Here is a 21,726-nt window from a genome sequence, read left to right as displayed (position 1 = left end):
CCCGGACGCCTCGCGCGTACCGGGCCGGTTGGCATGATGCCCGGACGCGAGCGGCCCGACCCGGCGTGGGGAGCGGTGGGGCGGTTGCCGGTGCTCGGCCTGGCCGGGGCGAGGCGAGGCGGGGCGAGGCGAGGCGAGTTGGAGCAGGGCTGTGCGAGGCGAGGCGGCGTGAGGCAGGGCGCGGCGGTGCGGGCGCGGCGGTGCGGTGCGGGGCAGGGCACGGCGGTGCGGGGCGCGACGGTGCGGGGCACGGCGGCGCGGCGCGGGGCGCGGCAGGGCGGGGCGCGGCAGGGCAGGGCGCAGCGGTGCGGGGCCGAGCGGCGCAGTGCGGCGCGGCGGGGCAGGGCAGGGCGGTGCGGGGTGCACGACGGGCATGTCGTGGGCAGTCGAGTGGGCGTGGTCCAGGCCCGGACCTGGCCCGGACCTCGTCTGGGCGTGGCCCGGAGGGCGCGGACTTGAGGGGCGAATGTTGGCTGGCGTTGACCGTGCCGCCTTGGAGGGGCGCGGCGCGGCCAGCGCGCGGCGACCCGCGTGGGTGTTCTCGCTCCGTGTCGGGTCGCGAGCTACGTGCGGTGATGTCGTCGCGCGCCGTGTCGTGGTCGAGCGTTGGGATGTCGGCGGACGGTGCCTCTAGGTGCTCTGGTGGGCTGCGGCGGGTAAGGGGGTGCTGGTGCTGTGTGACCACAGGCGGGCGTAGTGGCCGCCGGCGGCCAGGAGTTCGGTGTGGGTTCCCTGTTCGGCTATGCGTCCGTCCGCCAGGACGATGATGCGGTCCGCCCTGGCGGCCGTTGCCAGGCGGTGGGCTACGACGAACGTGGTGCGGGAACCCGCGAGGTGATCGCCTGCGGCCAGCACGGTCGACTCCGTCGACGGGTCGAGGGCGGCGGTGGCCTCGTCGAGCAGCAGCAGGTCGGGCTGGACCAGTTCCGCGCGGGCCAGGGCCACCAGTTGGCGTTGGCCCGCGGACAGGGACTGGCCGCGTTCGCCCACCTGCTGGTGGAACGCCTCGGGGAGGGCCGCGATCGCGGGGAGCGCGCCCACCGCCCGCACCGCCCGCTCGACCTCGGCCTTCGTCGCGTCCGGCCTGCCGTAGGCGACGTTCTCGGCCACGTCGCCGCCGAACAGGTGGGCCTCCTGCGGGACCACGCCCAGGCGCTGGCGGAACGCCGACAGGTCGTAGTCCTTCAGGTCCACCCCGTCCACCAGGACCCGCCCCCCGGTGGCGTCGTAGAACCTCGCCACCAGCTTGACCAGGGTCGACTTGCCCGCGCCGGTCTCGCCGACCAGCGCGACCGTCTCGCCCGGCGCGACCCGCAGCGACACGTCCTCCAGCGCCGGCCGGGTGGTGCCGGGGTAGGCGAAGGTGACGTGCTCCAGCACGACCTCGCCGCGCAGACCCGTGACCGGGACCGGGACCGGGTGCTCGGCCGGGGGGACGCTGGTGGGGGTGCGGAGCAGGTCGCCGATCCTGGCCAGGCCCACGCGGGCCTGCTGGTAGCCGTCGAACACCCCGGAGAGCTGGAACAGCGGCGCGAAGAACAGGCCCAGGTACAGCACGAACGCCAGCAGGACGCCGGGCGGGAGGGTGCCCTCCGCCACCCGGTACGCGCCGACCACCAGGATCGCGGCCTGCGCCACGCCGGACAGCAGCGCCAGGAACGGGAAGTACGTCGCGATGTAGCGCTGGGCCCTGATCCGGGACCGCCGGTAGGCGTCGCTGCGCTCGGCGAACGCCTCGGCCGACCGCGCCTCCCGGCTGTACGCCTGGGACACCCGCAGGCCCGTCACGTTCTCCTGGAGGTCGGCGTTGACCGCGCTGACCCGCTCCCGCGCCTCCTCGTACGCCTTGGACGACAGGCGCTGGAAGACCACCGTCGCCACCAGCAGGACCGGCAGCACGGACAGCGCGACCAGCGCGAGCGCCGGGTCGGTGACCACCAGGGCCACCGCGATGCCGGCCACCGTCAGGACGCTGATCACGAACGTCGTCAGACCGGTCTGGAGGAAGCTGGACAGGGCGTCCACGTCCGTCGTCATCCGGGTCATGATGCGGCCGGCCATCTCGCGCTCGTAGTAGTCGAGCCCGAGCCGTTGCAGGTGGGCGTAGCTGCGCACGCGCAGCAGGTACAGCAGGCGCTCGCCGACCCGGGAGGTCACGACGGTCCCCGCCGCCGCCGACAGCCAGCCCAGGACCACCAGCGCCAGGCCGATCCCGCAGGCCAGCCACAGCCGGCTCGGGTCCCCGCCGACGACCCCGTCGTCCACGCCCAGCCGGACCAGGTTCGGCAGCGCGATCACCAGCGCCGAGTCGACCAGGAGCAGCCCGCCGACGCCGAGCATCACCCACCGCACCGGGCGCAGCAGGGTCCGCAGGCGGAAGCCCGGGTCGGGGGCGCGCGGGTCCTCGTCGGGCAGGGCGGGTTCCTCCAGCGCGGGCGGCAGGGCGTGCACGCGCGCCATCAGCTCCGGGGTCGGCGGGGTGCCGCCGACCAGCGCGGACGCGCCACCGCCGCCGCGCGGACCGACCTTCGCCGCACCGCTCGTGCCCACCGCGCGGTTCTGCGCGCGGACCGCCACCTCGTCCTCCTCGGACACCGGCCACAGGTCGGCGGTCACGCCGTCCGGGCCGGGCTCCAGCGCGGCCTCGGCCCGGGGGTCGACCTGCTCGATCACCTCGCCCGGACCGGCCAGCAGCTCCCGGTACAGCGGGCAGCGCCCGGTCAGCTCCGCGTGCGTGCCCACGTCGACCACCACGCCCGCGTCCAGCACGGCGATCCGGTCGGCCAGGGTGAGCGACGACCGGCGGTGCGCGATCAGGATCGTCGTGCGGCCGGCTGTCACCTCGGCCAGTGTCCGGTGGATCGCCGCCTCGGTCGTCGGGTCGACGGCCGAGGTCGCGTCGTCGAGCACCAGCACGCGCGGGTCCGACAACAGCGCTCGGGCCAGCGCCACCCGCTGCCGCTGCCCGCCGGACAGCGTCAGGCCGCGCTCGCCGACCACCGTGTCGTACCCGTTCGGCAGCGCGGAGATGAACCCGTGCGCCTCGGCGGCCCGCGCCGCCGCCTCGACCTGCTCGTCGGACGCGTCCGGCAGGCTGTACGCGATGTTCGCCCGGATCGTGTCCGAGAACAGGAACGCCTCCTCGAACACCACCCCCACGGCCTGCCGCAACGACTCCAGCCGCAGCTCCCGCACGTCCGCGCCGCCCACCCGGATCGTGCCCGAGTGCACGTCGTAGAAGCGGGGCAGCAGCAGCGACACCGTCGACTTGCCCGACCCGGCGGTGCCCACGACGGCCAGCGTCTCGCCCGGCGCGATCTTCAGCGACACGTCGGACAGCACCGGTTCGCTGCGGGTGTACCCGAACGTCACCTGGTCCAGCTCCACCGCGACCGGCCCGGCCGGCACGTCCCCCCGGCCGTCCTCGACGTCCGGCTGCGAGTCGACGAGCTCGTACACCCGCTCCACGCCCGCGCGGGCGAGCTGCGCGGTCACCAGCAGGCTGGACAGCAGCCGGGTCGGGCCGACCAGGTTGGCCACGTAGGTCGCGAACGCCAGGAACGTGCCCAGCGTCACCTCGCCGCGCAGCGCCAGCCAGCCGCCCAGCGCCAGCACCGCGACCTGCCCCACGTACGGCAGCGCGGTCAGCGTCGCGGTCGGCCGGGCGGTCAGCCGGGCGGCCCGCATCCGCTCCGCGAACAGCACCTTCGCCCGCGACTCCAGCCGGGCGACCTCGCGCGCCTCCTGCCCGAAGCCCTTGACCACGCGGACGCCGGTCACCGTCTCCTCGACGTGCTGCGCCACGTCCGCCGCCCGCTGCTGCGCCGACCACGTCGCCGGGAACAGCGTCAGGCGGGTGCGCGCGGCGACCAGCGCCACGGCCGGCACCACGACCAGCGCGACCACCGTCAGCAGCGGCGACAGCCAGAACATCGCCACCAGGGCGGCCAGCGCGAACACCACCGTGCCGAACGCCAGCGGGGTCATCGACAGCAGGCTGTTGACGAGCTGGAGGTCGGTGATCGAGCGGGACACCACCTGGCCGGTGCGCAGCGCGTCCTGCCGGGGCCCGTCCAGCCGCTGCACCGCGCGGAACACCGCCTGGCGCAGGTCGTGCTGCACGTCGACGGCCAGCCGCCCGCCCAGGAACCGGCGGACGAACGCCGTCCCGAAGGTGAGCAGCTCCAGGCCGACCAGCACGGCGGCCAGCCACGCGAGCCGGTCCGTGCGGCCGGCCGTGGAGTCGTCCACGGCGACCTTGATCAGCAGCGGCGACACCGCCTGGAGACCCACGCCCACGACGGCGGCCAGCACCGACCACACCACCAGCGGGCGGTGCTCCCAGCACGCGGTGGCGAGTCGGCGGATCCAGCCTCGGGTGTGCGTCACGGAATCCACAGTAGGTCGGGGTACCGACAGGGTCGGACCCCGAGAACTGAGAGAACCGCCTCCCGATCTCAGGAGACGGCTCTCAGCCCAGCAGCTTCACTTGATCAGGTGATGTCCTTGCGCTGGGTGACGGCCCAGCCGCCGAGGAAGACCAGCGCCGTCCACAGCAGGAAGATCAACCCGCTCAGCCACCACTCGAACGCGCCCAGCGCGCCCGAGACCGCGCGCAGCACCGCTTCCAGGTCGTCCGGCACCACGCCGGCCGTGGACAGGAACAGCGACGACGCCACCGAGCCGGTCAGACCGTTCACCGAGCCGTTGGGCAGGAAGCCGATCAGCTCCGGGATGCCCTGGGTGCCGATCACGAGCTGGATGCCGTTCTCCAGGATCAGCATGTACAGCACCAGCACCACGGTGGTGCCGATCGGGCTGCCCGTCAGCGCGCCGACGCCGACGCCGAACATCGTCATCAGCACCGACGCCAGCACGCCCACGCCCGCCATGGCCAGCCAGCCGGCCGCGTCCGGCAGCGCGGACGCGTCCGAGGTGAAGGCGATGCCGATGGACACCGACGCCACGATCGCCAGGCCGTAGATCGCGCCCCAGGCCACGTACACGATGAGCTTGGCGCTCAGCGCCGACACGCGGTTCGGCGCGGTCAGGAACGTCGTGGTGATGGTCTTGCGGCTGATCTCGTTGGAGATCGCCAGGCCGCCGAAGATCATCGGGAAGATGGTCGCGATGTTGATGCTGCGGGCCATCCCGAACAGCGACACCTTCCACTGCGCGGGGTCGATGCCCAGCAGGTCGGTCAACTGCTCGGCGTCGCTGCTGCCGATCGTGTCCATGATGCTCTTGCCGAGGTACCCGGTGCCCAGCGCCCAGCCCAGGGCGATCAGCACGGTCGGGATCATCAGGCCCCACCACAGACCGGTGGTGGTCGTCTTGCGGAACTCCGCCTTGATCAGGTTGCCCAGCATCACGCACCGCCCCCGAGACCGCTCTGACCCTGGCCGGGCTGGTAGCCCGACGGCGGGTCCTGGTGACCCGGTGCCGGCTGCGGCCCGGGTTGTGGCGGGTAGCCGGGCGGCGGTTCCTGCTGTGCCGGCTGCGCCTGGTAGCCCGCCGGCGGTTCCTGGTGGCCGGGCTGCGGCTGGTAACCAGGGACCTGCGGGCCGGGCTGAGGCGGGTAGCCGGGCGCGGCGGCCTGGTAGCCGGGCTGCTGCGGCTGCTGGTACTGCTGCTGCTGGTACGGCTGCTGGAACTGCTGCTGCTGGTAGCCCGGCGGCGGCGCGTAGTAGCCGCTGCCCTGCGGGGGCTGCTGCTGCGCGTACTGGTTCGGGCCCGCTGCGGCGTACTGGCCGCTGGTGAGCTGGAAGAACAGCCGTTCGAGGTCGGCCTTCTCCTCCTGGATGCCGTAGATCGACACGCCCGCCTTCAGCGCGGTGTCGGCGACCTGCCGGGCCTCCACGCCCGCGACCGCGATCCGGCCGTCCGGTAGCTGCTCGATCGCCGTGATGCCGTCCTCGTGCAGCGCCGCGACCAGCGCGGCGGCGTCGGACGGCTGCACCAGCACGCGGGACCGCTGCTGCTCGCGCAGGTTGTCCAGCGGCCCGAAGTACATGGTCTGGCCGCGCGAGATGATCACCACCTGGTCCACCGTCTGCTCGACCTCGGCCAGCAGGTGGCTGGAGATCAGCACCGTCCGCCCGCTGCGCGCGTAGGACTGGAGGAACGTCCGCAGCCAGGCGATGCCCTCCGGGTCCAGGCCGTTGGCCGGTTCGTCCAGCACCAGCACCTGCGGGTCGCCGAGCAGCGCGGTGGCCAGTGCCAGCCGCTGCTTCATGCCCAGCGAGAACCCGCCCGCGTTGCGGTCGCCCGCCGCGCCCAGCCCGACCAGTTGCAGCACCTGGTCGGCGCGCGAGTCCGGCACGCCGATCGCCGCCGCGTACACCCGCAGGTGGTTGCGCGCCGAGCGCTTGGGGTGGAAGCCCTGCGCCTCCAGCACCGCGCCGACCACCCGACCCGGGTTGCCGAGCTGGTGGAACGGCCGGCCGTTGATCAGGCCGACGCCCGCGGTGGGCGTCACCAGGCCGAGCAACATGCGCAACGTCGTCGTCTTGCCCGCCCCGTTGGGACCGAGGAAGCCGGTCACGGAACCCGGTTCCACCGTGAAGCTGAGATTCTGCACCGCTGCGACCGGACCGAACTGCTTGGTCAAGTTCTGCACCACGATGCGGCCACTGCCGTCGTGCACGCGTCCCTCCCGAAGGCTCTTCGGGCGTCATCCTGCCCTAGGGAGGTCAGTCCGGAAGGGCGTGTCGCGGTTTCGACACCACAGCGGGTATCTCGGCGGTGGCGTCGGCGGGTGCGCCGGCCGACGCCTCGGCGTCCCGCAGCCGACCGAACGGCCCGCGCAGCGGACGCCGCCGCTCGCGGTGCGGGAGGCCCTCGCCGATGAGGTGCTGGTGCGCCATGGTCCACACCTGGCACGGCCACTTCTTGTGCCGCAGCACGCCGGGGCAGGCGCGGCACCGACCGTCGGATTCGGGCTGGTGCACGGTGAGCAGCAGCCGCCAGGTGTCCGCCAGGCGGTTGATCTCGGCGCGCGCGAGCGGCACCAGCGCCTCGGCCGCGCCCCGCTCGGCGACCTCTTCGAGCTGGGAGAGCCGGCGCAGCACGGCGGCGCGGAGGGTGTCGTCCACCGTCACATCCTGTCCGCGGCCTGGTCGAGCAGGCGGTGCAGCCTGCGGGTTTGCGTGACAGACATCACAGCCGACTCGCCGGGTGGCGAGACCAGCAGCACCCGGTCGTCCTCGACCAGCACGGTCATCGACCGGTCCCGTCCGAACGGGTCGTGGCAGTCGATCCAGCCCTGTGGTTCGGCCATGTGCGCTCCGATCGGAGTTCGGTGGCGGCGCGGTGGGCTCACCGCGGAGGCGGGCCCGCCGCCGCACGGCGCGGGCACCCCGTCCTGTCCATCGGCCGACCGGGCGTCGTGACTTACCCGTTACGCGGGTAATTCACTCGTTTGCTTGAGGGCGGGCACGGGCTGTGCTCCGGTGGGTGAAGATCTGCGCGCAGATGGGCGGGGCGGCTGGGCACGGCCGCCCGTTCCCCGCTAGCATTGGAGGCGCGGCCCGCTCCCAGTGACCCCCAGGCTGGTTGAGCGGGCCGCCTTTTCATGCCCGGACGTGCGAGAAAGGGCGTCCACCGGGATGGTGGACGCCCCTCCTTCGCGGGTGCTCAGACTTCGAGCGGGGTGTGGGTGAGGCCGTGCGCCTCGGCGACCGGCTGGTTGGTCAGCAGGCCGTCGTGCACGTTCAGGCCCAGCGCCAGCGCCTTGTCCGCGCGCAGCGCCGCCTGCCAGCCCTTGTCGGCCAACGCGACCGCGTAAGGCAGCGTCACGTTGGTCAGCGCGTACGTGGACGTGCGCGGCACAGCGCCGGGCATGTTCGCGACGCAGTAGAACACCGAGTCGTGCACCTGGTAGGTCGGGTCGGCGTGCGTGGTGGGCCGCGAGTCGGCGAAGCAGCCGCCCTGGTCGATGGCGATGTCCACCAGCACCGAACCGGGCTTCATTTGCGCCACCAACTCGTTGGAGACCAGCTTCGGGGCCTTCGCGCCCGGCACCAGCACCGCGCCGATGACCAGGTCGGCCTCGCGCACGGCCTGCTCGACCGAGTAGCGGTTGGACGTCACGGTGCGCAGCCGGCCCTGGTACAGGGCGTCGATGTGGCGCAGCCGGTCGACGTTGGTGTCCAGGATCTCGACGTCCGCGCCCAGTCCCACGGCGATGGCGGCGGCGTTCAGGCCCGCCACGCCACCGCCGATCACGACGACCCGCGCCGGGTGCACGCCGGGCACGCCACCGGGCAGCACGCCCCGGCCGCCGGACGGCTTCATCAGCGAGAACGCGCCGACCTGCGGTGCCAGCCGACCCGCGACCTCGGACATCGGGGCGAGCAGCGGCAGCGCGCCGTTCGCGGTCTGCACCGTCTCGTACGCGATCGCGGTGGTGCCGGAGTCGATCAGCGCTTGGGTCAGCGGCTGGTCGGCCGCCAGGTGCAGGTAGGTGAACAGGGTCTGGCCCTTGCGCAACAGCGGGTACTCCCGCGCGATCGGCTCCTTGACCTTGAGCACCAGGTCGCCCTCGGCCCACACGTCCTCGGCCGTGGCCAGGACCTTCGCGCCGGCGGCCAGGTACTCGTCGTCGGTGATGGCCGACCCGAGGCCCGCCCCCGTCTCGACGAACACGTCGTGGCCGCGCAGCGTCAGTTCGTGGGCTCCGGCCGGGGTCAGCGCGACGCGGTATTCGTGGTTCTTGATCTCGCGGGGTACTGAGATCCGCACGGAGGGCTCCTTCGGGCCGTTGTTAGTGCCAAAGGTCCGGTACCGCCATCCGGCTGTCATCGTGCCACTGGCACGAACGCGCACCCGCCGCGTTGTGCCGGCCGGACAACGGCGAACGGCCGCCGAACTCTCTGGACGCACGTTGACACCCGTGTCACCCACGACTTAGCGTGCTCGCGTTCGACCAACTGAACATCGGCCGCGGTGTCGCAGGTGACACCGGAACCCGGGCGGGAGAGCCTCCAGCGAGCCTGGAGCGCCGAAGGAGCAAGCACCCCGCACACTCTCAGGCAACGAGAACCGCTCGGGTGAGGCGACTCTGGAAAGCGTGCTCACGCGCGCACCCACGGTGCAAGCCGCAGCGCTGCGGCGAAGCTCTCAGGTCCCAGGACAGAGAGGGGGCCTGGCCCGCGCGCACCGAGGAGTTGACGTGACCTTTCCGGAAAACCTGCTGTACACGCCCGAGCACGAGTGGGTCGACTGGGCTCCGGGTACCCAGGAGCCCGTGGCGATCGGCATCACCTCCTACGCGGCCGAGTCCCTGGGCGACATCGTGTTCGTCCAGTTGCCGACCGTGGGCGAGCGCGTGAAGTCCGGCGACGTGTGCGGCGAGCTGGAGTCCACCAAGTCGGTGAGCGACCTGTACGCGCCGGTCAGCGGCCAGGTCGTGGAGGTCAACACGGCGGCGGCGGACGACCCGTCGCTGATCAACAACGACCCGTACGGCGAGGGGTGGCTGTTCAAGGTCTCGGTCGAGGACGCCACGGGCCTCCTCACCGCCGCGAAGTACGCGGAACTCACCGGGGACTGAGCGCCGTGGCGATCAGCGTCTTCGACCTGTTCTCCGTCGGCATCGGCCCGTCGAGCTCGCACACCGTCGGTCCGATGCGCGCCGCGACGATGTTCGCGGCGCGGCTCGGGCACCGCGCGACGTCGGTGGACCGCGTGCACGTCCAGCTCTTCGGCTCGCTGGGGGCGACCGGGCACGGGCACGGCAGCCCCAAGGCCGTGCTGCTGGGTTTGGAGGGGCACAAGCCGGAGGACGTCGACCCGGCCGCCGCCGACGTCCGGGTGGGGGAGATCCGCGCCACCGGGAGGCTGCTGCTGGGTGGGGTGCGCGAGATCCCGTTCACCGAGGACACCGACCTGGTGATGCACCGCCGCAAGTCCCTCCCGTTGCACCCCAACGGGATGAGCTTCACCGCCTACACCGGCGGGGAGGTGCTGGACGAGGCGGTGTACTACTCGGTCGGCGGCGGTTTCGTGGTGGACGAGACGGCCAGCGGGACCGACCGGATCAAGGCCGACGAGACGCCGATCGAGCACCCGTTCCTCAGCGGTGACGAACTGCTGGCGCGGGCCCGGGAGACCGGGCTGCCGATCAGCGGGCTCATGCTGGCCAACGAGCGGTCCTGGCGGTCCGAGGACGACGTGCGGCAGGGCCTGCTGCACATCTGGACCGTGATGCAGGAGTGCGTCGAGCGCGGCTGCGGCCAGACCGGCATCCTGCCGGGGGGGCTGAAGGTGCGGCGGCGCGCCGCCGAGATGCGCGAGCGGCTCGCGGCCGAGCACTTCGCCACGGACCCGCTGCGGGTGATGGACTGGGTCACCCTGTTCGCCCTGGCGGTGAACGAGGAGAACGCCGCCGGCGGCCGGGTGGTGACCGCGCCGACGAACGGCGCGGCCGGCATCGTGCCGGCGGTGCTGCACTACTACACGCGGTTCGTGCCGGGCGCGTCGGACGACGGCGTGGTCCGGTTCCTGCTGACGGCGGGCGCGATCGGCGTGCTGTTCAAGGAGAACGCGTCGATCTCGGGTGCCGAGGTCGGGTGCCAGGGCGAGGTCGGGTCGGCGTGCTCGATGGCGGCGGGCGGGCTGGCCGAGGTGCTCGGCGGGACCCCGGAGCAGGTGGAGAACGCCGCCGAGATCGCCATGGAGCACAACCTCGGGTTGACCTGCGACCCCATCGGCGGCCTGGTGCAGATCCCGTGCATCGAGCGCAACGCGCTGGCGTCGATCAAGGCGATCACCGCGGCGCGGATGGCGCTGCGGGGCGACGGGTCGCACTTCGTGTCGCTGGACAAGGTCATCAAGACCATGCGGGAGACCGGCAAGGACATGAAGGTGAAGTACAAGGAGACCGCGCGCGGCGGACTCGCGGTGAACGTCATCGAGTGCTGACGTCCCGCGCCGCACCGGCGGCCCGGCCCGCGCGGGTGCGTGGGCCGGGCCGGGCCGGGCCGCCGAGGGGTCTACGGCAGGGCGGCCTCGATCGCCTTCACGACCGACTCGTCCTCCGGTTCGGTGCGCGGCCGGAAGCGGGCCAGGACTTCGCCGTCCGGGGCGACCAGGAACTTCTCGAAGTTCCACTGCACGTCGCCGGCCTCGCCGTCGGCGTCCGGGCGCGCGGTCAGCGCGGCGTACACCGGGTGCCGGCCGTCGCCGTTCACGTCGACCTTCTCGAACAGCGGGAACGTCACGCCGTAGGTGGTCGAGCAGAAGGTGGCGATCTCCTCGGTCGAACCGGGTTCCTGGCCGCCGAACTGGTTGCACGGGAAGCCGACCACCGAGAAACCCCGCTCGCCGTACCGGGCCTGGAGCCGCTCCAGCCCCGCGTACTGCGGCGTCAGGCCGCACTTCGAGGCCACGTTCACGACCAGCAAAGCCTTGCCGCGCAACGAACCCAGGCTGCTCGACGTGCCGTCCAGGGTGTGCACGGCGATGTCGTGGATGCTCATGCCGCCAGCCTACGGTGCGCCCGCCGCGCGGCACGGCGGGATCGACACCACCTGGCCGGGTCCGGCTCTCAGGCCCGGTGGCCGCTCGGCTGGGTGGCGTCGCGGGGTCGGAAGACGGTGACGACCACGCGCAGCCCCAGCAGGACGCTGATCACCAGCAGGTTGTAGCCGAACACCTGGAACAGCGAGATGTCCGGGCCGACCAGCGGGCCGCCGTCCGCGCCCAGCAGCAGCACCGCCATCACCCCCGCGGTCGCGCCCAGCACGGTCAGCATGACCTGGTGCAGCAGGGTGACGACGAAGTGCCGGTCCCGCTCGTCGGCGAACAGCCGCAGGTTCATGCCCAGCCTGCCCTGCTCCAACGCGCTGGAGATGCGCTCCAGCCGGCGCGGCAGGCGCTTGACCATCGGCAGCATCGAGTACAGCTCCTCGGTCACCGTGCGCCGCAACGACTCCGGCGTCAGGCGCTCGCTGAACTGCTGCTCGGCGAACGCCCGCGATTCCGCGATGATGTCGAAGCCGGGCGACAGCGCGTCGAGCGTCCCCTCCACGGTGGCCAGCGCGCGGAACACCGCGGCGATCTCCGGCGGGATGCTCAGCCCGTAGCGGTAGACGAGGGCGAACAGGTCGCCGAACATCGCCGCGTCCGGGCGCATCCCGGCGTTCAGGTGCCGGGCCATGAACTGGCCGAGCGCGCGTTCCAACTGCTGCTCGTCGATCTCGTCGGGCCGGGTGACCAGTTCCAGCAGCGCGTCGCGCAGGCTCGCCGGGTCGCCGCGGTCGACGGCCAGCAGCAGCTTGCCCAGCGCGGAGCGGAGTTGGGCGTCGATCCGGCCCACCGAGCCGAAGTCGAGCATCCCCAGCCGGCCGTCGCCGAGCAGCATGATGTTGCCGGGGTGCGGGTCCGCGTGGAAGACGCCGTTGAGCAGCACCTGGCGCAGCAGCACGTCCAGCAGGGACCGGGCCAGCGCGCTCCGGTCGGCGGACTCCAGCGGCGCGGACCGGATCGGCCTGCCGTCGAGGCGCTCCATCACCAGGACCCGGGACGTGCAGTGGTCCTCGTACACCTGCGGCAGCACCACGTCCGCGTCGGCGGACGCGGCGCGGACGGCCGCGAGGTTGCGCGCCTCCACCCGGAAGTCGAGCTCTTCGCGCAGGGCCCCGGAGAAACCGGTCGCCAGGTCCTTGATGCCGATCGCCCTGCCCCAGCGGGTCCGCTCGTGCAGCGTCGAGGCCAGCCGGCCCACGATGTCCAGGTCGCCCTCGGCGACCCGCCGCACGCCGGGCCGCTGCACCTTCACGACGACCTCTTCGCCGGACTTCAGCCGCGCGCGGTGCACCTGCGCCACGGACGCCGCCGCGATCGGCGTCTCGTCGAACTCGGCGAACACCTCCTCGGGCGGACCGAGCTCGGCGACCAGCACCGCCCGCACGGACGCCCACGGCGCGGCGGGAACGTTGTCCTGCAACAGGGTCAGCTCGTCGATCACCTCCGCGGGCAGCAGGTCCGGCCTGGTGGACAGCACCTGGCCGAGCTTGACGAACGTGACGCCGCCCTCCTCCAGCGCCTGGCGCAGCGACCGGGCCACCCGGGTGTCGGTGCGCTCGCGCCCGCGCAGGTACGGGCCGAGGCCGTGGCGGAACGCGATGGCGCTGATCCGGGAGTACCGCCGGCCCCGGGCGATCCTGTTGCGCAGCAACCGCCACCACTCGGTGACCGGCGGGATCGTCCCGGTCGGCACGATGATCTCGGCCAGCGTGAGCAGCGAGATGACGACCAGCAGCGCGATGCCGATCTGGACGGTGCTGAGCGCGGTCGTCGTCTCCGGCTCGGGCATCCCGTTGAGCAGCCCCGCCGTGAGCGAGAGGCCCAGCAGGCACGCCAGCGCGGTGCGCACCAGCCCGACGCGCAGGCCGAGGATGCGGCGCGCGGCCAGCGAGATGCCCATGATCAGCGCCAGGAACGTCACCGGCACGCTGACCCAGTCCACCAGGAAATTGACGATGTCCACGTTTCCCCCCACCGTTGGGCCGGAGGATAGATCCACCTTCCTGAGAACGCCGACCCGGTGCGCGGACCTCGGACTCGACCCCGCTCACCCGGGTCCCCGTCCGGGGGCCACGACGTCGGCGGTGTCGTGGACCCCCGGCGGGACTCGTGGGTGCACGCCGTGGAGCGGGGACTCGGGGCGGTGCTCCGGCGTCGTGCCGGGCCCGGTGGTCACCCGGGCGTGGTGGGCTAGAAGTCGAACACCGGCCCGGTCTCGGCCAGCATCACGCACGGGTTCGCGAACTCGGCGGTGAACTCGCGGGTCTCGCCGCGCCACATGCCGGTCGCGACGACCTTCACCGGGTCGTACTGGAGCGTGCAGGCGACGCCTTCCTTGGCCAGCTCGGAGACCTGTCCGCCGACCGGGTGCAGCGCGGCGCACGACTCGGGTGCCCTGGGGTGCCTGCCGCCGACGGGCTCGCAGGTCAGGTTCATCACTTCGATCGCGTCGCCGTGCGTCTTGCTCAGCACGAACGAGGCTTGCGGGACGGAGGCGGTGGGAATCAACGCGGCGAGCGCCGCGATCAGGGGTAGTGCTGCCATGCCATCACAGTGGACCGCACGGCACCGGGTGCTCCAGCCAAGTCACCACATCGTGTGATCTCTTCAACGAATGAGGGGTTTGGTGCGCGCGGCCGAACGGCCGTGCCGCCCTCCGGACGCGACCGGGTTCGGACCTGCGGACCACGGTCTGTGACGTGAGTCACTCACTGGTCTCGCGTCGGCCGGCCGGGCACCAGGGTGGGTGGATGGGGAACTCCGGGGTGCGCCGGGTCGCGCTCGCCAGCTCGGCGGGGAACGCGGTCGAGTTGTACGACTTCCTGCTCTACGGCACCGCGTCCGCGCTCGTGTTCGACAAGCTCTTCTTCCCGTCCTTCGACCCGTGGGTCGGCACGCTGCTCTCGTTCGCGACGTTCGGCGCGGGTTTCCTGGCGCGCCCGCTGGGCGGGGTGGTGATCGGGCACTTCGGCGACCGGCTCGGCCGGCGCTCGATGCTGGTGCTGACGCTCACCGCGACCGGGGTCGCCACGGCGCTGATCGGGCTGCTGCCGACCTACGAGTCGATCGGCGTCGCCGCGCCGGTCCTGCTGGTGCTGCTCAGGGTCGTGCAGGGGTTCTTCCTCGGCGGTGAGCAGGGCGGCGCGACCCTGATGGCGGTCGAGCACGCCCCGCCGGGCCGGACGGCGTGGTACGGGAGCTGGACGTTCCTCGGCTCGCCGCTGGGTCTGCTGCTGGCCAACGGGGTGCTGGCCGCGTCCACGGCGGTGTCCGGCGACGGGTTCCTCACCTGGGGCTGGCGGGTGCCGTTCCTGTTCAGCCTCGTGCTGGTCGGCGTCGGGCTGTACGTGCGGCTGTCGGTGGAGGAGAGCCCGCAGTTCCGCGCGGCCAAGTCGGAGCGCGGCGCGGTGCGGATGCCGGTGGTCGAGGTGCTGCGCGACTCGTGGGGTCGGGTGCTGCTCGGCGCGGGCGTGAACCTCGGGTTCAACATGTTCATCTTCGTGATCGCGACGTTCGTGGTCTCCTACGGCACCAAGCAGTTGGGGTTGCCGCGGTCCACGCTGCTCAACGCCGGGTTGATCGGCGCGGCGGCGCAGGCGGTGGCCATCCTGGTGTTCGCCCGGCTGTCCGACCGGGTCGGGCGGCTGCCGGTGATGCTCGGCGGCGCGGTGTTCCTCGGGGTGTTCGCGTTCCCGCTGTTCTGGTTGCTGGAGACGCGGTCGCCGACTCTGGTCGTGGTGGCGCTGGTGATCGGGTTCTCCGGGTCGGCGGCGGTGTTCGGGCCGATGCCCGCCTACTACGCCGAGTTGTTCGGGACCCGGGTCCGGTACAGCGGGGTGTCGTTGAGCTACCAGCTCGGCGCGGTGCTGGGCGGCGGGCTCTCGCCGCTGATCGCGGTGTGGCTGCTGGAGCTGACGCCCACGCGGTCGTCCTGGCCGGTGTCGGTGTACCTGGTGCTGGGCGCGGTCGTGAGCGCGTTGTCGTTGCTGGCCATCGGCGAGACCCTCCGGCGTGCGCCGGAGGGTGCCCCGAACGCCTCGGCGGGCTAGCGGGCCGGGATTTCGTCCAGCACCGCTGGTGCGCCAGGCGATCACGCCCTCGTCGACCTGGGTGAAGGACGTCGGCTCTCGTGCACGATCGTGTGGAAACCCTTGCCCCGCAGGCTTTCCGTCACCCGATGACGATTCCGGACGCGTCCCCTCGTGTGGAAGGAGTCTTCCGCGAAGAGAGAGTCAATCGCCAAGGGGGACGGTGGTGCGCGTGGCGGCCGAGGTGAAGGCGGCCTCCACCACCGCCAGGGCGGCGACGACCCCCTGCGGGTCGACGGGCGTCCGGCCGGCGGCGATGGCCTGGTAGAAGGACTGGTACGCGCCGGGTTCGGTGGGCACGGGGGTGCCGGAGACCGTGCCCCAGGCCGCCGGGTCCTCGGTGCCCCAGATCGGCCCGCCGGGCGTCGTGCCGGCCTTGAGCTGGTCCTCCTGGGGGTCCATGCCGTGTTTCACGTAGGCGGCCCGGTCGCCCAGGACGCGGAACCGGGGGCCCTGGTCCTCGGCCAGGGCCGACATCCACAGGTGCGAGACGACGCCGCCGTCGTGGGTCAGGGCGATGAACGCGTCGTCGTGCGCCCGTGCGCGCTCGCGGAGCGTGCGCACCTCGGCGTAGACGGTCCGGGGGCGGCCGAACAGCACCAACGCCTGGTCGACGAGGTGCGTGCCCAGGTCGTGCACGATGCTGCCCAGGTCGGCCGGGTCGCCGGACTCCTTCCACGAGTCCTTGGGCCGGGGCCGCCAGCGCTCGAACCGCGACTCGAAGCGGTGCACGGCACCCAGCGAGCCGCCCGCCAGCAGCGCGCCGACGGTCCGGAAGTCGCCGTCCCAGCGGCGGTTCTGGAACGGGTGCAGCCGCCGGCCCCGGGCCTCGGCCAGGGCGGCGAGCTCCAAGGCCTCGGCGGGGGAGCCGGCGAGCGGTTTGTCCACCACGACGTCCAGGCCGTGCACGAGAGCCGAACGCGCGTGCGAAGCGTGGTACCGATTGGGTGTGGTTACGACGACCAGGTCGAAGTCCCCGGCCTGTCGCCAGACATCTTCCGGGTTGTCCAGGAGGCTGGTGCCGGGGTACCTCCGGCGTACTTCGGCCTGGCGGTCGGCGTTGCCCGTCACCACCGCCGACAAGGTCAAACCCGGTGTGGTGGCGATGAAGGGGGCGTGGAACGCGGCTCCGCCGAGCCCGTAGCCGATCAGTGCGGTGCGCATGTCGCGACCCTAGGCTTCCCACGACGTGGACGCCCTGTCCAGAGCCGTCACGCAGCGCTACCTTCAGCGGCATGAGTCTCCTGGTGGCGCGACGGCACGTGGACTACGTGCGCGTCACCAGCATGGCCTGTCGTCTCGGCTGATCGACCCCTCTGCGCGTCGTCCTCCTTCGTCGTGCCCGTAAAACCCTCCCAGCCCTTTGACAGGAGCACCGGCATGTCCTGGTCGTTCGAAACCAAGCAGGTCCACTCCGGAGCGTCACCCGACCCGACCACCGGTGCGCGGGCCACTCCGATCTACCAGACCACCTCGTACGTCTTCCGCGACACCGCGCACGGTGCGGCGCTGTTCAGCCTCGCGGAGCCGGGCAACATCTACACCCGGATCAACAACCCCACCCAGGACGTGCTGGAGCAGCGGATCACGGCGCTGGAGGGCGGCGTGGCGTCGGTGGCGTTCGCCTCCGGCTCGGCGGCCGAGACCGCGACCATCCTGAACCTCGCCCGCTCGGGCGACCACCTGGTGTCGAGCGCGTCGCTGTACGGCGGCACCTACAACCTGTTCCACTACACGTTGCCCAAGCTGGGCATCGAGGTGTCCTTCGTGGACGACCCGGACGACGTGGAGGCCTGGCGCGCGGCGGTGCGGCCCAACACGAAGCTGTTCTTCGCCGAGTCGCTGGCCAACCCGCGCAGCAACGTCCTCGACATCGAGGCGGTCGCGGCGGTCGCGCACGAGGCGGGCGTGCCGCTGGTGGTCGACAACACGGTGCCGACGCCCTACCTGCTCCGGCCGCTGGAGCACGGTGCGGACATCGTCGTGCACTCGGCCACGAAGTACCTCGGCGGCCACGGCACCGCGATCGCGGGCGTGGTGGTCGACGGCGGGAAGTTCGACTTCGGGGACACCGACAAGTTCCCCGACTTCAACGAGCCGGACCCCAGCTACCACGGGTTGCGGTACTGGCCCGCGCTGGGTCACGGGGCGTTCGCCGCGAAGCTGCGGGTGCAGGGCCTGCGGGACACCGGCGCGGCGATCGCCCCGTTGACCAGCTTCCTGATCCTCCAGGGGATCGAGACGCTGTCGCTGCGCATCGAGAAGCACGTGGCGAACGCGGTGGCGCTGGCCACGTGGTTGGAGTCCCGGGACGAGGTGGCGAAGGTCCACTACGCGGGGCTGGAGTCGTCGCAGTGGCACTCCCTGGCGCAGAAGTACCTGCCGCTGGGTGCCGGGGCCGTCGTCTCCTTCGAGCTGGTCGGCGGGGTCGACGCCGGGCGCGCGTTCGTGGACGGCGTCGAGCTGTTCTCGCAGTTGGTGAACATCGGGGACGTGCGGTCGCTGATCGTGCACCCGGCGTCCACCACGCACAGCCAGTTGACCCCCGCGGAGCAACTGGTCGCGGGCGTCACGCCCGGACTGGTGCGGCTGTCGGTGGGCATCGAGGGGGTGGCGGACCTCCAGGCCGACCTGGAGGCCGGTTTCCGGGCCGCCAAGGCCGTGAGGTGAGCGCTGGTCCGGTCTTCGGGGCGGGCTCGCGGTGACGTTCGGGTCCACTGCCGGGGAGACCCCTCCCGCCGCCGGCGGGTGGCGGGAGGGGGACCCGAACGGGCGACGGCAGTGGGTCGACGGGACGGTGCCCGGCCTCGGGCTGCCGGTGCGGATCGCCTACGAGACCTGGGGCGCGCTGGACGAGTCCCGGTCCAACGCCGTGCTGGTGCTGCACGCGTTGACCGGCGACAGCCACGCCGCCGGCGTCGCGGAGCCCGGTCACCCCACCGACGGGTGGTGGGACGGCCTGATCGGACCCGGGCGGGCGCTCGACCCCGGCCGGTGGTTCGTCGTGGTGCCCAACGTGCTGGGCGGGTGCCAGGGGACCACCGGTCCGCTGTCGCGCGCACCGGACGGGCGCGAGTGGGGCTCGCGGTTCCCCCGGATCTCGGTGCGGGACCAGGTGGCGGCCGAGGTGGTGCTGGCCGACGCGCTGGGCGTGTCCTCGTGGGCCGCCGTGATCGGCGGGTCCATGGGCGGGATGCGGGCGCTGGAGTGGGCCGTGACGGAACCCGCGCGCGTCCGGTCGCTGCTGGTGCTGGCCGCGCCCGCCGCGTCCACGGCCGAGCACATCGCGCTGGCCGCCCCGCAACTGGGAGCCATCCGGGCGGACCCGGTGACCGGCATGGGGATCGCCCGGCGGATCGCCCACCTGAGCTACCGGAGCGCGGTCGAGCTGGAGTCCCGCTTCGGCCGCGACGTGCAGGAGGACGGGCGCTACGCGGTCGAGTCCTACCTCGACCACCACGCGGAGAAGCTGACCCGGCGGTTCGACCCCTGGTCGTACGCCCGGTTGACCGAGGCGATGAACGGGCACGACGTCGGGGCCGGTCGCGGCGGCGTCCGGGCCGCCCTCCGGCGGGTGACCGCACGCAGCGTGGTGGCGGGCATCGATTCCGACCGGCTGTACCCGTTGGCCCAGCAGGAGGAGATCGCCGCCGGGCTGGGAGTGCCGCTGCGGGTGGTCCGGTCGGCGGCCGGCCACGACGGGTTCCTGCTGGAGGTCGCGCAGGTCGCCGAGCTGGTGGGCGAGCTGCTGGCGACGCTGTCCGTGGACAGCGGGGTCGGTGGTCCGGGGTGTTAGCCGGGGAGCACGAGAACGGACCCGCGGGCGGGTGCCCACGGGTCCGTTCGCACTACGGGTGTGCCTGTCGTGCGGGAGGGTGGAACTCTAGAAACCGGCGGTGATCCGGGTGAACTCCCAGTCGGGCTGGGGCACGCCGGAGCAGTTGCCGGACACCTGGCCGTCGCAGCCGCCCCGGTCGCGGTTGACCGCCCAGAACGAGAACCGGCCCAGGCCGTTGGACTTCGACCAGTCGCGGAGCTGGGTCCAGGTGGCCGTGCTGGTCATCTCGCGCTGGTCGGACAGGCCGTTCATGCCGGAGATGCCCGAGTGGTTGAACGCGACCGCGTCCGTCCACCCGAAGACCGCCTTCAGCTTGTCCTTCAGGGCCGTCGTGGCGTTGATCGTGTCCGTCTTGATGTCCGTGCTGCCGAAGTCGAACGGCATCAGGGTGTAGACGTCGATGTTCGACCCGATGGCCTGGCTGCGCTCGATGAGGCGGTTGCCCCACGAGTTCGGGCCGGTCTTCGTCGTCGGGATGGTGACGATGGTCTGGATGCCCGGGTTCGTCTGCTCGACGATCTTGAGGGCTTCCAGGATGCGGTCCTGCACGGCCGCGTTCTCGAACTCGTCGGTGTTCTCGATGTCGATGTCGATCGCCTTGAGCTGATAGGTGTCGATCACCTTCTGGTACGCACCCGCAAGCGCTTGCGGGGTGGAGCAGTTCGGGCCGAGCTTGTTGCCGCTCCAGCCGCCGAAGCTCGGGACGATGTCACCGCCGGCCGCGCGGATCTGGTTGATCGTGGTCTGGTCGATGCCGCCGGTCAGCGGGCGCTGACCGTCCCAGCTCGGGTTGCAGCCGTTCTGGGCCAGGACGAACGCCATGGTGAACCACTTGATGCCGGTGGCGTTCATGACCGTCTGGGGTGCGGGCGGGTTGCCCCAGCCCAGGTACAGGTACGGCGCGCCGCGCCCGCCGGCCGGGTCCGGGCTGCCGGGCTGGGTGGTGGCGGAGACCTGGTTGGACGCGGGCGAGGTGTTGCCCGCGGCGTCCCTGGCCTTGACCGTGAACTGGTACGCGGTCGCCGGGGTCAGGCCCGACACGGTTGCGCTCGTGCCGGGGACCGTCGTGGCGACCTTGCTGCCCTGGTAGACGTCGTACGCGGTGACACCGACGTTGTCGGTGGCCGCGGTCCAGGTCAGCGACACCGAGTTCTTCGTGGTGCCGCCGACGCCGAGGTTGGTCGGCGCGGCGGGCGGGGTGGTGTCGACGGGACCGCCGCCGCCGGTGCACGGGCCGCCGTTCACGGTGCAGTTCGCCGGCACGCCGGGACCGGTGCCGACGAAGCCGAAGGTGCGGGTCGCGTTCGCGGCGATCCCGCCGTTGTACTCCCGGTTGGTGGCCACGTAGTGGTTGCCGGTCTTGGTGATCAGCGCGTCCCAGTACGAGCCCATGGCGGTTCCCGCGGGCAGGTCGAACTCGACCTTCCACGTGGTGACCGACGCGGGACCGCCGTTGGTGACGGTGAACTTCCCCTCGAAGCCGCTGCCCCAGTCCTGGGGTTTGGCGAACGACGCGGTGAGTCCGGTCGCGGCCGTGGCGGCCGGTACGGACAACGCGAGGGATCCGATGGTCAGGGCGCTCGCCGCGAGCAGTGCGCCCAATCGTCGTTTCATAGGTACTCCTCGGCGGATTGGCAGGGTAATCGCGCCCACCGGGGAGACTGGTCTAGACCATAGCGCTTGTCAATGGCCTCTACTCGTCCAGTGCGGCTTCGATCCAGGGTGCTACCGCGAGATCCCGGACCTCGCACTCCAGGGCGAGCTTCACGGTCCAGCGCAGCGCCTGGAGCACGACCGTCGCCAACTCCTGCGGCTGCCCGTTGGCGAGGGCGATCTCGATCTGCTCGGCCGCCGCCTCCTGGTCGCCGTGGACCTCGGCCAGCAGCGTCCGGATCGCGGTCCGCACCGGCGGGTCGGCGTCGTCGATCGGGACCTCCTGGCCGTCCTCGTCGAAGACCTGCATCTTGACCGGGGTCGCGCCGCCGGAGCCGAGCGCGGACACCATGTCGCTGCACTCGGAGAACAGCAGCAGCACCAGTTCCCGGATCTCCTCGTTGCCCTCGGGCGAACCGCTGAGGTAGCCGGTGACCAGGTCGACCGCGACAGCGTCCTCCCCGACCTTGGCGGCGGCCAAGGCCTCACCGGCGACGGCGGTGAGCCGTGCCCAGCGATCCGGATCCTGCTGCGGGTGCATTCGGCCATCTTCCATCACGGAGTAGGGGCGCACAGCTCTGTCGTACTGCCTACCCGGTGATGTTCGGGTGCCGCAAC

17 protein-coding genes and 1 riboswitch are annotated in these 21,726 nt (G+C 72.2%); of the genes, 5 read left to right on the top strand and 12 right to left on the bottom strand.

Annotated elements, in window-relative coordinates; genetic code table 11:
* Positions 1–630 precede the first annotated feature (630 nt).
* The 6 genes from AB0G01_RS05800 to ald form a co-directional block, all read right to left on the bottom strand.
* On the bottom strand, positions 631–4,398 hold the full coding sequence (locus AB0G01_RS05800) for an ABC transporter ATP-binding protein (RefSeq protein WP_360940154.1): 3,768 nt from the start codon (positions 4,396–4,398) through the stop codon (positions 631–633).
* A gap of 95 nt (positions 4,399–4,493) precedes the next feature.
* Positions 4,494–5,369 (bottom strand): hypothetical protein, encoded by an 876-nt coding sequence (locus AB0G01_RS05795; RefSeq protein ID WP_360940152.1) that lies wholly within the window; start codon positions 5,367–5,369, stop codon positions 4,494–4,496.
* Positions 5,369–6,646 carry an ABC transporter ATP-binding protein gene (locus tag AB0G01_RS05790; protein ID WP_360940150.1) on the bottom strand — a complete coding sequence of 426 codons (1,278 nt, stop codon included), beginning with the start codon at positions 6,644–6,646 and terminating at the stop codon, positions 5,369–5,371. Before AB0G01_RS05790 ends, AB0G01_RS05795 begins: the two co-directional genes overlap by 1 nt.
* 46 nt (positions 6,647–6,692) lie before the next feature.
* The gene (locus AB0G01_RS05785; RefSeq protein WP_360940148.1) at positions 6,693–7,094 is read right to left on the bottom strand and encodes a hypothetical protein; all 402 of its coding nucleotides are present in this window, start codon (positions 7,092–7,094) and stop codon (positions 6,693–6,695) included.
* A 2-nt stretch (positions 7,095–7,096) separates the two neighbouring features.
* Positions 7,097–7,279 (bottom strand): hypothetical protein, encoded by a 183-nt coding sequence (locus AB0G01_RS05780; RefSeq protein ID WP_360940146.1) that lies wholly within the window; start codon positions 7,277–7,279, stop codon positions 7,097–7,099.
* 356 nt (positions 7,280–7,635) lie between these two features.
* Positions 7,636–8,742, bottom strand: coding sequence for an alanine dehydrogenase (gene ald, locus AB0G01_RS05775; RefSeq protein ID WP_360940144.1), 1,107 nt, complete (start codon positions 8,740–8,742; stop codon positions 7,636–7,638).
* A 221-nt stretch (positions 8,743–8,963) separates the two neighbouring features.
* A riboswitch (glycine riboswitch) is annotated at positions 8,964–9,055 on the top strand.
* Positions 9,056–9,172: 117 nt separating this feature from the next.
* Here ald and gcvH point away from each other — a divergent pair.
* A complete protein-coding gene (gene gcvH / locus AB0G01_RS05770; protein WP_360940142.1) occupies positions 9,173–9,553 on the top strand; it encodes a glycine cleavage system protein GcvH in 381 nt (126 codons plus the stop codon).
* A 5-nt stretch (positions 9,554–9,558) separates the two neighbouring features.
* Positions 9,559–10,923, top strand: a complete 1,365-nt coding sequence (locus tag AB0G01_RS05765) for an L-serine ammonia-lyase (RefSeq protein ID WP_360940140.1) — start codon at positions 9,559–9,561, stop codon at positions 10,921–10,923.
* Positions 10,924–10,994: 71 nt separating this feature from the next.
* Here AB0G01_RS05765 and AB0G01_RS05760 read toward each other — a convergent pair whose 3' ends face one another.
* From AB0G01_RS05760 to AB0G01_RS05750, 3 genes are all read right to left on the bottom strand, one after another.
* A complete protein-coding gene (locus AB0G01_RS05760; RefSeq protein WP_360940138.1) occupies positions 10,995–11,480 on the bottom strand; it encodes a glutathione peroxidase in 486 nt (161 codons plus the stop codon).
* 68 nt (positions 11,481–11,548) lie between these two features.
* Positions 11,549–13,492 carry an AarF/UbiB family protein gene (locus tag AB0G01_RS05755; protein ID WP_360940136.1) on the bottom strand — a complete coding sequence of 648 codons (1,944 nt, stop codon included), beginning with the start codon at positions 13,490–13,492 and terminating at the stop codon, positions 11,549–11,551.
* 227 nt (positions 13,493–13,719) lie between these two features.
* Complete coding sequence (locus AB0G01_RS05750) at positions 13,720–14,073, bottom strand: SSI family serine proteinase inhibitor (RefSeq protein ID WP_360940134.1); 354 nt, start codon at positions 14,071–14,073, stop codon at positions 13,720–13,722.
* Between the two features lie 206 nt (positions 14,074–14,279).
* Between AB0G01_RS05750 and AB0G01_RS05745 the strand changes: the two genes are divergently transcribed.
* A complete protein-coding gene (locus AB0G01_RS05745; RefSeq protein WP_360940132.1) occupies positions 14,280–15,578 on the top strand; it encodes an MFS transporter in 1,299 nt (432 codons plus the stop codon).
* A 183-nt stretch (positions 15,579–15,761) separates the two neighbouring features.
* On the opposite strand, the gene AB0G01_RS05740 is transcribed toward AB0G01_RS05745, so the two are convergent.
* Positions 15,762–16,781: a Gfo/Idh/MocA family oxidoreductase gene (locus tag AB0G01_RS05740; RefSeq protein WP_360940130.1), complete on the bottom strand. Its 1,020-nt coding sequence runs from the start codon at positions 16,779–16,781 to the stop codon at positions 15,762–15,764.
* A 174-nt stretch (positions 16,782–16,955) separates the two neighbouring features.
* Here AB0G01_RS05740 and AB0G01_RS05735 point away from each other — a divergent pair, with 174 nt between their 5' ends.
* Positions 16,956–18,287, top strand: a complete 1,332-nt coding sequence (locus AB0G01_RS05735; protein ID WP_360940128.1) for a bifunctional o-acetylhomoserine/o-acetylserine sulfhydrylase — start codon at positions 16,956–16,958, stop codon at positions 18,285–18,287.
* A 31-nt stretch (positions 18,288–18,318) separates the two neighbouring features.
* Positions 18,319–19,413, top strand: coding sequence for a homoserine O-acetyltransferase (locus AB0G01_RS05730; RefSeq protein WP_360940126.1), 1,095 nt, complete (start codon positions 18,319–18,321; stop codon positions 19,411–19,413).
* An 87-nt stretch (positions 19,414–19,500) separates the two neighbouring features.
* On the opposite strand, the gene AB0G01_RS05725 is transcribed toward AB0G01_RS05730, so the two are convergent.
* Positions 19,501–21,069, bottom strand: coding sequence for a cellulose binding domain-containing protein (locus AB0G01_RS05725; RefSeq protein WP_360940124.1), 1,569 nt, complete (start codon positions 21,067–21,069; stop codon positions 19,501–19,503).
* Between the two features lie 79 nt (positions 21,070–21,148).
* Positions 21,149–21,649 carry a hypothetical protein gene (locus AB0G01_RS05720; protein ID WP_184689941.1) on the bottom strand — a complete coding sequence of 167 codons (501 nt, stop codon included), beginning with the start codon at positions 21,647–21,649 and terminating at the stop codon, positions 21,149–21,151.
* Positions 21,650–21,726: the final 77 nt, after the last annotated feature.

Origin of the sequence: Actinosynnema sp. NPDC023587, assembly GCF_040640215.1 — a bacterium.
GTDB lineage: Bacteria > Actinomycetota > Actinomycetes > Mycobacteriales > Pseudonocardiaceae > Actinosynnema.
The sequence above is the reverse complement of the archived record's forward strand: the minus strand, read 5'-3'. Positions and strand labels throughout refer to the sequence as shown.

What these genes read in the sequence shown, in the direction of transcription:
- AB0G01_RS05740 (WP_360940130.1), bottom strand. Translation starts at nt 16,781, where the DNA reads ATGCGCACCGCACTGATCGGCTACGGGCTCGGCGGAGCCGCGTTCCAC.
- AB0G01_RS05745 (WP_360940132.1), top strand. Translation starts at nt 14,280, where the DNA reads ATGGGGAACTCCGGGGTGCGCCGGGTCGCGCTCGCCAGCTCGGCGGGG.
- AB0G01_RS05780 (WP_360940146.1), bottom strand. Translation starts at nt 7,279, where the DNA reads ATGGCCGAACCACAGGGCTGGATCGACTGCCACGACCCGTTCGGACGG.
- AB0G01_RS05750 (WP_360940134.1), bottom strand. Translation starts at nt 14,073, where the DNA reads ATGGCAGCACTACCCCTGATCGCGGCGCTCGCCGCGTTGATTCCCACC.
- AB0G01_RS05720 (WP_184689941.1), bottom strand. Translation starts at nt 21,649, where the DNA reads ATGCACCCGCAGCAGGATCCGGATCGCTGGGCACGGCTCACCGCCGTC.
- AB0G01_RS05760 (WP_360940138.1), bottom strand. Translation starts at nt 11,480, where the DNA reads ATGAGCATCCACGACATCGCCGTGCACACCCTGGACGGCACGTCGAGC.
- AB0G01_RS05795 (WP_360940152.1), bottom strand. Translation starts at nt 5,369, where the DNA reads ATGCTGGGCAACCTGATCAAGGCGGAGTTCCGCAAGACGACCACCACC.
- AB0G01_RS05725 (WP_360940124.1), bottom strand. Translation starts at nt 21,069, where the DNA reads ATGAAACGACGATTGGGCGCACTGCTCGCGGCGAGCGCCCTGACCATC.